Annotated in this window: 13 protein-coding genes and 1 pseudogene; 10 read left to right on the top strand and 4 right to left on the bottom strand. The window is 52.7% G+C overall.

Annotated features, from left to right (window positions below; all coding sequences use genetic code 11):
* Positions 1-5 precede the first annotated feature (5 nt).
* From F3I47_RS13395 to F3I47_RS13380, 5 genes are all read left to right on the top strand, one after another.
* On the top strand, positions 6-470 hold the full coding sequence (locus F3I47_RS13395) for an S-ribosylhomocysteine lyase (RefSeq protein ID WP_140923365.1): 465 nt from the start codon (positions 6-8) through the stop codon (positions 468-470).
* A complete protein-coding gene (locus F3I47_RS22340; RefSeq protein WP_190311322.1) occupies positions 470-631 on the top strand; it encodes an SDR family NAD(P)-dependent oxidoreductase in 162 nt (53 codons plus the stop codon). The genes F3I47_RS13395 and F3I47_RS22340 overlap by 1 nt, the downstream gene beginning before the upstream one ends.
* Positions 632-818: 187 nt before the next feature.
* Positions 819-944, top strand: coding sequence for an SDR family oxidoreductase (locus tag F3I47_RS22510; protein WP_223812721.1), 126 nt, complete (start codon positions 819-821; stop codon positions 942-944).
* A 16-nt stretch (positions 945-960) separates the two neighbouring features.
* Positions 961-3,306 carry a molybdopterin-dependent oxidoreductase gene (locus tag F3I47_RS13385; protein WP_150029125.1) on the top strand — a complete coding sequence of 782 codons (2,346 nt, stop codon included), beginning with the start codon at positions 961-963 and terminating at the stop codon, positions 3,304-3,306.
* A gap of 42 nt (positions 3,307-3,348) precedes the next feature.
* On the top strand, positions 3,349-4,458 hold the full coding sequence (locus tag F3I47_RS13380) for an iron-containing alcohol dehydrogenase family protein (RefSeq protein ID WP_150029124.1): 1,110 nt from the start codon (positions 3,349-3,351) through the stop codon (positions 4,456-4,458).
* Positions 4,459-5,296: 838 nt separating this feature from the next.
* Here the strand turns inward: F3I47_RS13380 and F3I47_RS13375 are convergent.
* The 3 genes and pseudogenes from F3I47_RS13375 to F3I47_RS13365 form a co-directional block, all read right to left on the bottom strand.
* Entirely contained in the window at positions 5,297-7,225 is a 1,929-nt protein-coding gene (locus F3I47_RS13375; protein ID WP_150029123.1) for a methyl-accepting chemotaxis protein, read from the bottom strand.
* Positions 7,226-7,638: 413 nt separating this feature from the next.
* Positions 7,639-8,129, bottom strand: a pseudogene (locus tag F3I47_RS13370) (DDE-type integrase/transposase/recombinase); the annotation flags it as partial.
* A gap of 155 nt (positions 8,130-8,284) precedes the next feature.
* Positions 8,285-8,758: a MarR family winged helix-turn-helix transcriptional regulator gene (locus F3I47_RS13365; RefSeq protein ID WP_150029122.1), complete on the bottom strand. Its 474-nt coding sequence runs from the start codon at positions 8,756-8,758 to the stop codon at positions 8,285-8,287.
* A gap of 139 nt (positions 8,759-8,897) precedes the next feature.
* Between F3I47_RS13365 and F3I47_RS13360 the strand changes: the two genes are divergently transcribed.
* The 5 genes from F3I47_RS13360 (at position 8,898) to umuC (ending at position 13,003) form a co-directional block, all read left to right on the top strand.
* Complete coding sequence (locus F3I47_RS13360) at positions 8,898-9,329, top strand: organic hydroperoxide resistance protein (protein WP_009092860.1); 432 nt, start codon at positions 8,898-8,900, stop codon at positions 9,327-9,329.
* Positions 9,330-9,422: 93 nt separating this feature from the next.
* Complete coding sequence (locus tag F3I47_RS13355) at positions 9,423-10,211, top strand: HpcH/HpaI aldolase/citrate lyase family protein (protein WP_150029121.1); 789 nt, start codon at positions 9,423-9,425, stop codon at positions 10,209-10,211.
* Positions 10,212-10,382: 171 nt separating this feature from the next.
* Positions 10,383-11,093 carry a nitroreductase gene (locus F3I47_RS13350; protein ID WP_150029120.1) on the top strand — a complete coding sequence of 237 codons (711 nt, stop codon included), beginning with the start codon at positions 10,383-10,385 and terminating at the stop codon, positions 11,091-11,093.
* Positions 11,094-11,360: 267 nt separating this feature from the next.
* A complete protein-coding gene (locus tag F3I47_RS13345; RefSeq protein ID WP_009092864.1) occupies positions 11,361-11,738 on the top strand; it encodes a peptidase in 378 nt (125 codons plus the stop codon).
* Between the two features lie 2 nt (positions 11,739-11,740).
* Positions 11,741-13,003: a translesion error-prone DNA polymerase V subunit UmuC gene (gene umuC, locus F3I47_RS13340; RefSeq protein WP_150029119.1), complete on the top strand. Its 1,263-nt coding sequence runs from the start codon at positions 11,741-11,743 to the stop codon at positions 13,001-13,003.
* Between the two features lie 1,343 nt (positions 13,004-14,346).
* Here umuC and F3I47_RS13330 read toward each other — a convergent pair.
* Positions 14,347-14,733 carry a nuclear transport factor 2 family protein gene (locus tag F3I47_RS13330; protein WP_190311333.1) on the bottom strand — a complete coding sequence of 129 codons (387 nt, stop codon included), beginning with the start codon at positions 14,731-14,733 and terminating at the stop codon, positions 14,347-14,349.
* Between the last annotated feature and the right edge of the window lie 80 nt (positions 14,734-14,813).

The raw sequence follows: 14,813 nt of genomic DNA, 5'->3' as shown, positions 1-14,813 counted from the left end.
ACAGTATGCCAGCAGTAGAGAGCTTTACGCTTGACCATAACAAAGTCATCGCCCCGTATGTGCGGGTGGCCGGCAATGAAAAACACGTGCTGGGAAGCGTGGTGGAAAAATACGACCTGCGCCTGCTGCAGCCGAACGTGGATGCTATCCCGACAGCTGCAATGCATACGCTGGAGCACCTGCTGGCCTTCGGCCTGCGTGAAGAGCTGGAGGGCGTGATCGATATTTCCCCGATGGGTTGCCGCACCGGCTTCTATTTAATCCTGTGGGATAATCGCGACCCAAAAACCATCGCTACCGCGCTGACCCGCGTGCTGGAGCGTGTCGTTGATGCCACCGACGTCCCGGCGGTTACGCCACTGGAATGCGGTAACTATCGCGACCACTCGCTGTTCTCGGCGAAAGAGTATGCGCGCCAGATATTGGCGGCCGGGATCAGCACCGACGCCTTTTCCCGCCAGGTGGTTTAATGGTTTCTATCGATCTTCGGGGGCAGACGGCGGTGGTCACCGGCGGACTGCAGGGGATCGGACGGTCGATCGCCGAACTGCTGCATCAGGCTGGTGCCTGCGTGGTGGTAGGCGACATCGCCATCATCGCGAGTGAAACCGGCGATCGCTGGCTGTGGTAGTCCTTTGATATCTCCCGGCCTGAACAGGCAGGCGAGTTGATTGCAGTGATGAAGCCCCGGCGCTATGGACGTATTATCAATATCGCCTCGCAGGCGGGGAAAAAGCTATCGCCTGATTGGGTAGTATGTCGCCTCAAGGCATGCGGTACTCGTTTAACTAACTACCTATGCTGAAGACTGCTCACAGGTGCCGCTGGGGCGCACCGCACAGCCTGAAGACGTTGCCAGCGTGGTGCTGTTTCTCGCCAGTCCGCTGTCCTCTTATATGGCCGGCCAGGCGATTAACGTCACTGGCGGTATGACCATGCATTAACATCCCGGAGTGCACCATGAGCCAGCAGGCCGAAGCCGAAAAACGACTGACCGTGACCCACTGGGGCACCTATCGGGTGACCACTGATAACGGAGTACTGACTGCCGTCGAGCCCGTTGAGTGGGACCGCAATCCGTCGAAGATTGGCTTCTCGATGCCGGGTGCGGTGCAGGGCAACAGCCGCGTACGGCGGCCGGCGGTGAGGCTCGGCTACCTGCAGGGCAAGCCTGCCAACCGTGAGGGACGTGGTAAAGAACCCTTTGTGGAAGTGAGTTGGGAGCAGGCGCTGTCGCTGGTGGCCGGTGAGTTGCGGCGGGTAAAAGATACCCACAGTAATCAGGCGATCTATGGCGGTTCCTACGGCTGGTCGAGCGCCGGGCGCTTCCATCATGCGCAAAGCCAGCTGCATCGCTTCCTCAATCTGTTTGGCGGCTATACCGCCAGTACCAATACCTACAGTATCGCCGCCGGAGAACGCGTTTTGCCGCATATTCTCGGCGATCTCGACGATCTTCAGCGTCAGCACACCCACTGGCCGGTATTGGCTGCACACTGTGAACTGTTCGTTGCCATCGGCGGCCTGCCGCTGCGTAATGCCCAGGTTAATGGCGGCGGAGCCAACGATCATGCCCTGGACTACTGGCTGCAAACCCTGCGTGCCAACGGCTGCCGTTTTATTAACGTTAGCCCGGTGCGCAACGATCTGGCCGCTGTCCACGATGCAGAATGGCTAGCGATCCAGCCCGGTAGTGATACCGCGCTGCTGCTGGCGGTGTGTCAGGTGCTGATTGCCGAGCTGCTTATTAATCATGATTTTATCTCCCGCTGTACAGTTGGCTATGATCGCTTTGCTGCTTACCTGCAGGGCGAGGATGACGGCGAGGCAAAAACGCCTGAGTGGGCGGCGACCATCACCGGGCTGCCGGCGGATACCATCCGCCAGCTGGCGCGACAGATGGCGCAGAAGAAAACGATGATCAATATGGCGTGGTCGGTTCAGCGTGCACGTCAGGGTGAGCAGGCCTACTGGGCGCTGGTGGCGGTCACCGCGCTGTTAGGACAAATTGGCACCCCCGGCGGCGGCATCGGTTTTGGCTATGCCTCGACGAATCTGGCTGGTGCCGAACGGCGGCGCTTCTCCGGTCCGCGTATGCCAGCAGGCCGCAACGCGGTCAGTACGCGTATTCCGGTGGCGCGTATCACCGATATGTTGCTGCATCCCGGAGAAAGCTACGAATTCGATGGCCAGACCCTAACCTATCCCGATATCCGCCTCGTTTACTGGGCGGGCGGCAACAGCTTCCACCATCATCAGGATCTCAACCGGCTGATCGATGGTTGGCGGCGGCCGGAAACGGTAATCGTCCATGAACAGTACTGGACCGCGCAGGCCAAATTCGCTGATATCGTGCTGCCCGCTACGACGTCACTGGAGCGAGAAGATATCGGAAGCGCCAGCAACGACGGCTTTATGATCGCCATGCGCCAGCATCTGCCGCCGCAGGGGGAAGCGCGGGATGATTATGCCATCTTCAGCGCGCTGGCTGAAAAGCTGGATTTTGCCGCGCAGTTTACCGAAGGGTACAGCGCGCGAGGCTGGCTGGAAAAGATTTATCAGGATTCCCGTCCGCGGGCCGCAGAGGACGGCATTCAGCTGCCAGACTTCGAGGATTTCTGGGGGCAGGGCAAGCTGGAATACGCTGTACCAGACGTGCCGCAGATCCTTCTGAAGGCCTTCCGGGACGATCCCGAGGCCGCGCCGCTGTCTACGCCGTCGGGTAAAATCGAGCTCTTTTCTGCGGCGGTGGCAGCCTTTGGCTACCGCGAAGCGCCGGGCTACGCCTACTGGTACACAGATGAGCAAAATGCCCAACAGGCACTGCGCCAGCGCTGGCCGCTGCATCTGTTGTCTAGCCAGCCGCGCATGCGGCTGCACAGCCAGTACGACCACGGTTCGGTCAGCCAGCAGACCAAAATTAACGGTCGCGAGCCGCTGTGGATGCATCCGGAGGACGCTGCCGCGCGCGGCATCGGCGAGCGCGATATCGTGAAAGTGTTTAACGATCGCGGCGCGCTGCTGGCTGGGGTACATCTCACCGAGGATATCCGGCCCGGTGTGGTGCAGATCTCCACCGGTGCCTGGTACGATCCGCTGAATGCACAGGAAAACCGCTCACTGGATAAACACGGCAACCCGAACGTGTTAACCACCGACATAGGCAGTTCACGGCTCGGCCAGGGCAGTACGGCACAAACCTGCTTCGTGGAAATTGTCCTCTTTAACGAACCGCTGCCGGAGGTGACGGCCTGGCTGCCGCCGACGTTTGTGGTCTGGACCAGCGAGACAATACAGGAACCGTAGTCACGTAGCCCGTCACAGATTTTGTTGTCATCGGAGGATGCCATGAGTACAGTTCAACCGCTATCACCGCCCGCGCAGTTCGCAATCAAGTCACCGGGCAACTACATCCAGCAGGCGGGCCTTGTCCACCAGGTCGGTGAACGCATCCGTCCGCTGGTCGATCATCTGCGCATTCTCACGTCGCCACAGGCCTGGCAGGCGGTGAACCCGGCGCTGGAGGAGAGCCTGAACCGGGAAGGTGTGCGCTGGCAGGTGGAGTATTTAACCGGCGAATGCACCGATGCGACCATCGCCCGATTTCGCCATAACCTGCTGAAGCAGGGCGCGGAAGGCATTCTGGCCATCGGTGGCGGGCGCGTGCTGGATACCGCGAAAGCCGTTAACGATGCGCTGGGCGATCGCCAGCTTATTGTGCTACCGACGCTGGCGGCAACCTGCGCCGCCTGGTCGCCGCTGGCGATTATCTACAATGAAGAAGGCGGCCATCTCGACAGCCTGGCATTGAATGCCATGCCTGCACTGATTCTGGTCGACAGTGAAATCATCACCCGCGCCGACGTGCGCTATTTGCGCTCCGGCATCGTCGATGCGCTGGCGAAATGGGTGGAATTTGATCCCTGGCAGCGGCATAACCCGCACCATCTGGCGCTGGAGGTAAAAGTGTCGGCGGCCAGGCAGGCCTACGATACACTCCTGCACTGGGGCGAAAAGGCGATCGTGGCAAATGAGAAGCAGCAGGTGACGCCGGCACTGGAAAGGGTGATTGAGGCCAATATCGTGCTGGCCGGATTAGCCAACAGCGTGCGCGGTGAACTGGATACGCCGGGGCTGGCGCACGTGATCCACGATACGTTGACTCATCAGCCGGAGCTGCAGGACTGGCTGCACGGCGAAAAAGTCGGATTCAGCCTGTTACTTCAATCTCTGGTGGAGTACGGTAAGCCGAATGCGCAGCTGCTCAACCTACTAAAAATCTACCGCAGCCCGCTTCGGCTGCCCGCGCTAGAGGGGGACAGAGAGGCGCGCATTGCTCAGATTGCCGCCGATATCCGCTTCCCTCAGAAAAGCCTGAACGGCCTGCCGTTTGCCGTCACCGTTGGAACGCTGCATCGGGCGCTGCTGGCAACTGAGGCAAAGGACTTCGCAGAATAGACTTAAGTGAGGCATCTGCCATTTCCTGCACAGTCTTCGAAGGCGTGATGATGTATGGATAGGCTTATCTGCTGAAATGAACCACAAGCGCAGTCGAAAAGCTACCAGATGCTCAAGCAAAAATAATGTAGGGCGGCCTTGCCCAGTTCAGGCAGCAGCAGCCCCATGCAAACTCAGATGCTTTGATGGCGGCACTGAAAGCATTAATCGCTCAGGGAAAGGCAAGGTCTGGTTTGCGGGGCAGTGAGCGCGCGACAGCTCATGGCGGATGAAGCGCGAAAAATTGTCTCCACGCTATAAACGAGTCTGAAAGATATTCCGGGAATAAAAGGATTTAACCTGATGATGCAAGGTAGATCGCGAGAGTCGGTGAGGAGTAAAGAGGCTTCAGGCAAAAACATTTTAATCCGAAACCTGTCCGAACAGAGTCGGAAAAAATGCTAACTCTTTGATTATAAAGGGATGCATTGGTAAGCATTGCTATCAACAATGAGCGGGCAATATACGCGTATCTCGTTGAAATAGCTTAACTAATCGTTGGCTTTAGGACAAATATGTTTCGTATATAGCATATCTGTTATGGCATGGGTTGCAAGGGTAAATTTACGCGCGCAGGAAAATGCCCCTAATTACAGAGACATCATATCAGTACATACGTATCGCCACGTGAAGCGAGGTCCTTCTGAGTCAGTGTGAAATCGCTGCACGCAACTGGAACACATTGCTCTAAGGTGCAGCCATGCTTGCAGGTTACTAAATCGCCCGGCGCCAGATAGCTGGCCCGGGCAGTAATGCTGGATCAGTTTTAGGGCTCATCGCAGCCAAACCTTGATTTGCACTATCCGTTAACCACTTTGAATATGGATATTTCCTGTGCGAGCTGTGCTGCCTCGTCACGCAGAACCTGAGTGTTTTCTGCAGTCTGGTTGATGAGCGACAGGTTTTGCTGAATACCGCGCTCCATCTGTGTAACTGCCAGCGTCATTTCAGAAATGCCTTTGCTCTGCTCATCACCGGCGACCCGCATCTCCCCAACAACCTGTCTGACGCGATGTACGTCGTTAACCAGTTGTTTCAGTTGCTCACCAGCACCTTTCACCAGCTTGCTGCCAGCAATGACCGTGCTGTCGGAATCGGAAATGAGGAGTTTGATTTCCTGTGCTGCGTTTGCGCTACGCTGCGCCAGCGCACGGACTTCTGCTGCGACAACGGCAAATCCTTTTCCCTGCTCACCGGCGCGCGCCGCTTCTACTGCCGCATTCAGCGCAAGTATATTGGTCTGGAAGGCAATGCTGTCAATCAGTCCCAGGATTTCAGCGACGCGCTGTGAGGAGTTCTGAATGGCTGCCATAGTGTGCACCATTTCCTCCATTGTTCCTGAACTGGTCTGCGCAATCTGTGAAGTTTTTTCCGCGACCGTATCAGCCAGCCGGGTGTTTTCAGCGTTCTGCTGTACTGTTGCGTTAAGTTGTTCCATCGCAGCAGCACTCTGCTCAAGCGCAGCGGCCTGCTCCGCAATCTTGTCTGAAAATGACTGATTGCTTTGAGCCAGCCCAGATGCATTGATCGCTACCGTTTCGCTGCTGCCTTGAACACGGGTGATTACACCCGCAATCTTATCGACGAAAATGTTGAAGGCTCCGGCAATGTCGGCAAGTTCGTCGTGACCATTACGCTCAAGACGGCGCGTCAGATCGCCATCTCCTGTCGCAATCTCGTTCAGAGCATCATAGGTATGACGCAGGCGCTGACCAATACGCTGTGTAAACCACCAGGTGAGAATAAGCAGAATAATCATGGCAGGCACAAGGAATATGAAAATATCCCACATAATCGTGCGGGCCATGCCACTGACCACTTTCTCCGGCGTAACCAGACCTATGATCCAGCCAGTTCCCGGCATGCGGAACAGGGTAACCTGTGCGGATTGATTCAGGTGTGCATCATTAATACGATCGACAGTGGCCAGGGTTGCATCAGGCCCGAGGCTTTTTAATTTTGACACAACGGGCTGCAGCCAGCTCTCTTTCTGAGCAACAGTGGATAAGGTATTCAGCACTTTGGTATCCACGCCAGGGTAGTAGAGCAGCGTACCGGTCTTGTCTGCCGCAAGGGCATAACCCCCCGTCACATTACCCTGAGTTTTCACAAACTGTGCCAGGTTATCCAGCATCACATCCAGTGTAGCGACACCCGCGAAACGGTCACCGGCATAGTAGGGTACGCTGCAGGTCACCATTTTGACGCCTGAAACCTGATCCTGATAAACATCGGACCAGGTACAGCGATCGCGTGGCGCATTGCGAGCCTGTGTATACCAGCTTTCCTTGTGATAATCGCCGGTAGCAGGCTGATTATATCCGTCAGAGTAAGCGAGTTTGCCACTCTCTTCACGCGCCCAGAAGAAGCTGCGCAGTGCAGTGCCTGCAACAAACGCATCCGGCTCAGGCCAGATGCCTCCACCGGCGATAGTATGATTACCATTACTGTCGATCATTTGCGGAAAACTGTTCTGCCACAGCGAAACATCGTGTGGCAGCACCTCTGCCAGACGCGCCATGCTGACTGCCTCTCCCTGAATGCCCGCCAGCTGCTGGTCCAGCCTGCTGACCAGGTTTCCACCGGCTTGCTCAATTAATTTATTGCTGGCTTCAATAATGCGTGGCTGACCACGTAACAACAGTACAAGACAGACAATTGCAGTCGTCACGCCTAACAGCAGGACGCCACCCAATGTCATTTTTGTAGCAATACGTGCAGGAAACATATTTATCCTTATTTATCAGGAAATTATTTTCTTTATGTGACGAGCTTTCTCTGGAAAGCAACCTGGTGATATACCCCTTATTGATTATCGGCAGGCGCCTGCGGATGTTCAGAAAATGTCCAGCTTATTTAGCTGGTCAGAGGAGAACCGCCCGTTCTCCGGTATTAGCCCTGTCTGCTTGTGTAACGAAAAAGTGCTGAGTGTGAGGACATCGATAACTTCCGGAGATCCAGTGGTGCCTCAGAAATGACACTCCCTGATGCAAATTAACGGGCAGGCAGGGTGTCATCAGACGCAGTCGGGCAATGAGGACGCAACGTACAGCAGTCGCTCGCAGGACAGCGTTTCACCGTTCTGGCCGTTACCGGATGAGTTCATTGAATGGTGCAGGGAGGGGGATTTGGCGCTGCGGGCTGTTCACGCGATTCGTAGTTCTTTTTCTTTATCCGTTCACGCTTCAGCAATTGAAAAAAGCTTTCTGCAACTGCATTATCGTGGCAGTTACCGCGATGGCTCATGCTGACTTCAACTCCATGTGATTTCTGGAACGGCCACCACTCATGGCTTGTGGACTGACTGCCCTGGTCAGAGAACCAGCGCCTGTTTTTGGGGGTTATGCCGCCTTACAGCTATCAGCAATGCGTTCAGGACACTCTCCTTTTCCATCTGCGGTTACATTGACCGCCAGCAATTTTGCGTGAGAACAGATCAACAATCATGGCAGGATACAGCCAGCCTTCGTGGGGCCTGATGCAGGTAATGTCCCTCATCCAATGCTCATGCGGAGCAACAGGATTGATTGTCGCAGGAGCCTGTTGGGAGACACGATACTTACCTCGCCTTTACCTGCCCGCAGATCCAGATGGTTCCTGCGATAACCCTGGACGCATCCTGATAATGGCCATGATCAACAACCTCTTTTACTGCTTCAATTTAAACTCTTCAGAATAGCGCTTACTGCCCATGTGCACCTCTCTTTAGAATATTTTAAAGGACGGGGCTGTTAAACCTGTGGCGATTCATTCACGGGATAAGTAGCTCAGACAGTGAGGTTAAAATTCAGTCTGAGTTTGATGTATTTAATAAATTATCTCGTACCCTGAGGATTGCTTTTTGCAGCACCTGCACTTCTTCCAGGGTCAGTCCAAGACCATTAAAAACATCCAGACAGCGATGGCTTGCTTTGAGCAATTCTCTCCCACAATCAGTAAGAAAAATGCCCACTTTTCGCTCGTCTTCCTTTGAACGTAACCTAAGTACGACATCCTTTTTTTCAAGGTTTTTTAACAATGGCGTCAGGGTGCTGGAGGCTAAAAACAGTTTCTCACCTAATTGATTCACGGTCTGGCCATCCTCTTCAGCCAGAGCCAGAAGCGTAATCCATTGCGTGTAAGTTAAGCCCAGTTCAGCCAGGTAGGGCTGATAAGCCTTGCCGAATGCAAGGTTAGCCGTATAGGTTGCAAAGCACAGAAAATCGCCAAGTTTCGGCAAGTTAGTGTACTCAGTCATATCAGGAATTTTGCTGTCAGTCATCAGATCTCTCCCGTGCATTTCGCCCTATCATATCGCATACGATTTATTTTGTAAATTTTATTGACGCCACTGAATCATGCAATATGATCTGGTCATAATATATCGCATACGATTTAATAAACCAGTAAGGATTAACACCATGAAAATTTTTTATAAAACTCGTGCAACTTCAGTCGGTGGTCGTGATGGCCACGTCGCGCTGGATGATGGTTCATTCGGTCTGGATTTAGTCAGCTTCAAAAATGAAAGTGGTAAGACAGGTGCTAATCCTGAGCAGTTATTCGCGATGGGGTATGCAGCATGTTTCGATAACGCCCTGATTCATATCATCCAGCAACAAAAACTGGAAGGTGTTTCGACAAAAACTTCCTGCGCTGTTGGCATAGGACAAAATGCTCAGGGGGGATTTGCTCTGGATGTTGATTTGGATGTGGAAGTACGGGGAATGGACAAAAATTCCGCAACTGAACTTGTGAAGAAAGGACACGAAGTGTGCCCATATTCAAATGCCACACGAAATAATATTAATGTTCGTCTGCATGTAAGTGTTGTCGACACTTTTGATATCTGATGAATTAATAAAATGCCCAATTTGCGCGAGGAAAAATATCCTTACGCAGTTCTGATTTCAGTACGCAACTCTATAATAAGGAATATACAGATTATGGCTATTGTTAAAGATTATCTGAAGAATAATTTTAAGCATAATATCGAAAAGGGAAACCTGCAATTAGGTATAGGTCTCGAAATCCCCTCAGCTGATGTGGCTGAGGTTCTGGCAACCAGTAATTTTGACTGGTTGTTCATTGACGGTGAACATGGCGCTCATACTGTAGAAAGTATTGTTGCTGCGGCACGGGCCATTGCACCATTTAATATGACGCCTGTAGTTCGTGTCGGAGGCCCCAGTACCGGCCTGATTAAACAGTTAATGGACCAGGGGATAAACAATATTATATTCCCTAAAGTAGAAACAAAAGAAGAAGCAGAACAAATCATGTACTGGTCTTCTTTTGCACCTCGTGGTAATCGTGGTATGGGTGCTTCTGCTGTTCGTGCTGGTTTATATGGTCGTATACCTTGCTATATGGAAAGGATTGCCAGTGAATCAATGATGATTATTCAAATCGAAAGCCGTAAAGGCCTTGAGAATCTGGAAGAAATTTGTTCTGTATCGGATATTGGTGCCATTTTCCTGGGCCCAATTGATTTGGCCGTTGATATGGGGCATGGGTTAAATATTTTCCATCCAGAAGTCGTTGAGGCGATGGAATATATGATCAAAAAAGTTAACACACTCGGCATCCCTGTTGGGACAATAGCCGTCACTCCGGAGCAAGCAAAAAATTATAAAGATCTGGGCGTTTCATTCCTGGCTGTAGGAGGGGATACCATGCTGCTTTCCAGTGGTGCGGATGAGGCCCATAAGAATTATTCTGATAGCCTGAAGTAATAATTACAGGGCGATTTTTTCGTTATTAGCATTGGCCGAAAAGATGCCTTTGCTAAAGACATTAAAAGATCCCACTTTTTTGGTGCCACGTTATCTTGCGGGCTCCAGTCCTGATGACTGGAAAAGTGTAGGAAAAAGGTTTCAAACATTATCCAGATTAAGGAAGCCGTTATGACGATGAAGACTGTCCAATCCGAAACATCATCCGAAGAGACACTGTCATTCAAAGAAACTGCCCACGCACGTCGCTCTATCCGCAGTTTTCTCGACAAACCTGTGCCGCTAAGCATCATACGTGAGGTACTGGAGGACGCCCAGAGCGCGCCATCCAACTGTAACACGCAGCCCTGGAATACCCACATCGTTCGGGGCGAAAAGCTTAAGCAGCTTTCCAGCATTCTCCACGTAAAAAATGATGCCGGTGAGTTCTCCCCGGATTTCTCTTTCGACCAGAATCACTTTTACGGCGAATATCGTAAGCGTAACGATGCGATGGGCAAAGCCTACTACGAAGCCATGAACGTTATGCGCGAGGATAAAGAAGGCCGGCATCGCGTGGGGGCGATGAACTACTCGTTCTTTAACGCCCCGCAGGCCGCGTTCCTGTTCATGCCTTCATTTGGCGACAACGTCCGCGTTGCGGGTGATATCGGTATGTATGGTCAGATGTTCCTGCTGTCGCTTGCGGCACGCGGTCTCGGTGGTATTCCTCAGACCTCGCTCGGTTTTTTTGCCGACCCCATCCGCGAATTCCTCGGCGTTTCTGACGAGTTAAAACTGCTGTTTGGTATCTCCTTCGGCTACCCGGACGAGTCAGCCCCCGGAAGTCGCCTCTGCATGGATCGCGTGCCGGTCGACACCAGCGTGACTTTCCACGGCTGAAACACCGGGGGCGGCAACGTTTTGCCGCCCCCGGTTTTCTGTTTCTGCGAGCCATACATATACCGAATGAAAATGCATTGCTGGAAAGATGTGGATGCTTTTGAATATGAATAAGAGAACAAAACTCGCTTTTTGCCTATAGCAGACACCGGCGTACACACATGAGCATTGCCGGCTGTAACGACTTATACTCATCACAGGAGTCATAAATGTGTATGCCTGTTGGATGCAGACAGGCAGCAATGCTGGTCAGAATGGAGCATTTTAATGGCCTTTCAGAATCCCGCTCAGAACTACACCGAAACGCGCCTTAACCTGGGCGATCTCGTTCATCTTTCCCCTTACTCAACCTATTTGATGCGCAGCGAAAGCGACTGCCCCGATGCCGGTATTGTGAAAGGATCCGTGCTGGCTATCGATCGTGCACTAACGCCTGTACACCGCCAGCTAATCGTTGCTGAGGTTGACGGGGAGCTGACGCTGAGACGACTGCTGCTCAATCCGGTTCCCGCGCTGCAGGCGCTGGACGAGGACGAAACGGTAACAGTGCTGGATGTGAACCAGACGCTGCCCGTCTGGGGTGTGGTTGCCTATGCGCTCACTGATGTGGCCGGGGTGGGATTCAACGGGCCGGCAGGAGAGTAGGGATGTTTGCGCTGGCCGATGCCAATAATTTTTACGCCTCCTGTGAAACGGTATTCCGACCCGACCTGCGCGGAAAACCCATTGTGGTTGTGTCGAATAATGATGGCTGCGTTATTGCCCGCTCGGATGAAGCAAAGCGAATGGGCATAAAAATGGCGGCCCCGCTGTTTAAGAATGAGCGTTTCTTCAGGGAGAACGGGGTATACGTATTCAGCTCCAACTACGAGCTGTATGGCGACATGTCGGCACGCATGATGGCGATACTGGGGGAGATGGCTGCGGGGCAGGAAGTTTACTCAATTGACGAGTGTTTTCTGGACGTTCCAGGGATTAACAGCCTTATCCCGCTTGAGACCTTCGGACAGCAGATGCGCGAGCGTATCCGCAGGGAAACGGGACTCATTATCGGCGTGGGGTTTGCGCCGACGAAAACGCTGGCGAAACTGGCCAACCATGCGGCAAAGAAATGGACACAGACTAACGGCGTCGTGGACCTGTCCGACAGACACCGGCAGCGAAAGCTCCTGCATCTGACCAACGTCAGCGATATCTGGGGTATTGGTCAGCGCATCAGCAAACGCATGAATCAGCTGGGAATAACAACGGCTCTGCAGCTGGCAGACAGCAACATCAGCATGATACGGAAAAATTTTGACGTCATCGTTGAGCGTATCACCCGTGAGCTGAATGGTGAGTCCTGCATTGCGCTTGAGGATGCACCGCCGCCAAAAGAGCACATACTGAACTCGCGGTCTTTTGGTGAAAGAGTCACAAAACTGGAAGACATGCAGCAGGCAATCGTGCTGTATGCCACGCGTGCGGCAGAAAAGCTCAGGGAGCAGAATTCACGCTGCAGGCATATCAGTGTCTCAGTTGCCACCGGCAGACATGGCGATGAGCCGCGATATTCCAACACGGCATCCTGCATGTGCGATTATCCGACCAGTGATACGCGGGACATTATAGAATCAGCGCTTCGCGGTCTTGGAACTATCTGGCGGGAGGGCTTCCGCTATGCCAAAGCTGGGGTGATGTTGGGAGATTTTTACCCGTCCGGCATGACGCAGTTTGACCTGTTCAGTGAGCAGCAGCCCCGTGCAAACGCAGATGCTTTAATGGCGGCACTGGACGGCATTAATCGTTCAGGGAAAGGAAAGGTCTGGTTTGCGGGGCAGGGAGCGCGCGACAGTTCATGGCAGATGAAGCGTGAAAGGTTGTCGCCACGCTATACAACTAGGTTAAAAGATATTCCGGGAATAAAATAATCTCACCTGATGATGCGAAGGCAGATCGCGAGAGCCTGTCTGGATTAAAGAGGTTTCAGGGAAGAATAGCCTTATCCGAAGGCTGCCATAAAAATACAAATGCCTCATACCTGCAATGTTGCAAAAATGGTATTACGGCTTCAACGTTTGCTTCTGAAACAAAGCGGACTGACGTCAGGTCAGCTTCCGTGATGATCGAAAAGCGCCGGGCGGATAAACCTTTTCTGGGCCAGCACATTATGTTTTTCTTCGCCTGGCAATCGTAACAAGGACACTATCGTGAAAATCTACTGGACACAAAAGAGTATTCCCGAACTAAAAGACCTATCTTTTCGGGAGCGGGGAAGTCGTTGGCGTAGAGCATACAAATCGGCCTTCCGGCACTGGCAGACCTGGGTGGGACTCATGCTCTGCGGGGCCCTCGGTGGCGCGGGAGCGTACTGTGGCGGCATAACCGGCGCCGTAATATGTGGCGGGCTGGGCGGCTTTATTTACGGACAGATCGTGACACACGTTGTCCTGAAACATTATCGCCACCGGCTGCAGGACGAAGCCCGCTGATCTTTGAAGACATTAAGGCTTGCAGGCTCAGTAAGCTGTTGGTGTGGGTCTTGATTTATGCGTCTCAGTGAATGCCACTGGGAGCTACTGATAGTCAGTCAGCTGCGCCGCTGTAGTCTCCCTGAACTGTGGGGGGCAAAAGGCCTGAGGCATGCTGATAACGCTGGCGTCGCTTAGCCATATTTCTATTTTTCCGGTTGCTGAAATGAGCAGTGGTGTCAAAACGCCCATGCACAGCACATTATTGATGTGAACAAACATTACCCGACTGATGCTGGGCGACTTCGCGTTTATGAATTTGAAGTGCCCAGGCAGGTTGCCATTTATGACAGGCAGAAGATCGTACAGGCTCAGCTGAGCGGGTTCTGTCTCAGTAACCGGTGATCTGCCGGGCAATGCTTATTTCGCTGCCGCTGATGTTGAGTGCCTCTATGGAGACATGGCCAGAGGGCTGGCCGCTGGCGGCATCGCCTCCTTAGGACAGTTACAGTTGCTGAAGCCGTTGCTGGGTCTCGCAATTTCGGCAACGCTGCTGTCTGAAACGGTAGGCCCGGTGATGATTATGATAATGCTGGGTATCATCCTGTGTGTAATCTGCTCAAGCAGATTTGTACATCAGGCCACAACCACTTCCTCTGTCTTTTTGGGCGCTGAAAATGACCGCTTCTGACCAGGAATGTGGCTTTTATTGCAGGATGATGTTGTCATGTTCAATCTCAATCGGGTCAGGAGATGTGATTCGGGTTGCCGCCTGTGAGCGAACAGCAGATATAAAAACCTGATTATCTGGCGCTTCCTAGGTCTCGGTCACTTTCCAGACCTTTAATCATTAGTGTGGCTTCTTCGATACGAATAAATCGTCCAGAATCATCTGTTTCAGCGAACATATACACTTCCATAACTGCCTCTTCACCATCACGCTTAAAACACAAAACACGATGCCTTGAAGCATAGCGATTTCCATCCCGTAACTCGTCGTGCATCTCAATTATGCCGGAAGCAATGATCTCGCGAAGTTTACGTGCATGTTGAGTAAATCCATCTAAGTCCTCCCACGCGTTATCAGTACGCTGCCGATAACCGGGACTAAAATAGCGATTAATTATCACATCGAGTGGCATCTGCTGTTGGTTAAGAATCTCATCCAGTACGTCAGTAATAGAAATCATTTTCATGGTCTGCCCTCAGTAAAAGTCAGGCGTACTTTACAATCGACCCGATGGCTTCGGTACGGTATAAAAGACATCAA

This window comes from Pantoea sp. M_10, assembly GCF_008631515.1.
GTDB classification, from domain to species: Bacteria; Pseudomonadota; Gammaproteobacteria; order Enterobacterales; family Enterobacteriaceae; genus Pantoea; species Pantoea anthophila.
This window is presented reverse-complemented; position numbering and strand designations above follow the sequence as displayed.

What these genes read in the sequence shown, in the direction of transcription:
- F3I47_RS13395 (WP_140923365.1), top strand. Translation starts at nt 6, where the DNA reads ATGCCAGCAGTAGAGAGCTTTACGCTTGACCATAACAAAGTCATCGCC.
- F3I47_RS22340 (WP_190311322.1), top strand. Translation starts at nt 470, where the DNA reads ATGGTTTCTATCGATCTTCGGGGGCAGACGGCGGTGGTCACCGGCGGA.
- F3I47_RS13385 (WP_150029125.1), top strand. Translation starts at nt 961, where the DNA reads ATGAGCCAGCAGGCCGAAGCCGAAAAACGACTGACCGTGACCCACTGG.
- F3I47_RS13380 (WP_150029124.1), top strand. Translation starts at nt 3,349, where the DNA reads ATGAGTACAGTTCAACCGCTATCACCGCCCGCGCAGTTCGCAATCAAG.
- F3I47_RS13375 (WP_150029123.1), bottom strand. Translation starts at nt 7,225, where the DNA reads ATGTTTCCTGCACGTATTGCTACAAAAATGACATTGGGTGGCGTCCTG.
- F3I47_RS13365 (WP_150029122.1), bottom strand. Translation starts at nt 8,758, where the DNA reads ATGACTGACAGCAAAATTCCTGATATGACTGAGTACACTAACTTGCCG.
- F3I47_RS13360 (WP_009092860.1), top strand. Translation starts at nt 8,898, where the DNA reads ATGAAAATTTTTTATAAAACTCGTGCAACTTCAGTCGGTGGTCGTGAT.
- F3I47_RS13355 (WP_150029121.1), top strand. Translation starts at nt 9,423, where the DNA reads ATGGCTATTGTTAAAGATTATCTGAAGAATAATTTTAAGCATAATATC.
- F3I47_RS13350 (WP_150029120.1), top strand. Translation starts at nt 10,383, where the DNA reads ATGACGATGAAGACTGTCCAATCCGAAACATCATCCGAAGAGACACTG.
- F3I47_RS13345 (WP_009092864.1), top strand. Translation starts at nt 11,361, where the DNA reads ATGGCCTTTCAGAATCCCGCTCAGAACTACACCGAAACGCGCCTTAAC.
- umuC (WP_150029119.1), top strand. Translation starts at nt 11,741, where the DNA reads ATGTTTGCGCTGGCCGATGCCAATAATTTTTACGCCTCCTGTGAAACG.
- F3I47_RS13330 (WP_190311333.1), bottom strand. Translation starts at nt 14,733, where the DNA reads ATGATTTCTATTACTGACGTACTGGATGAGATTCTTAACCAACAGCAG.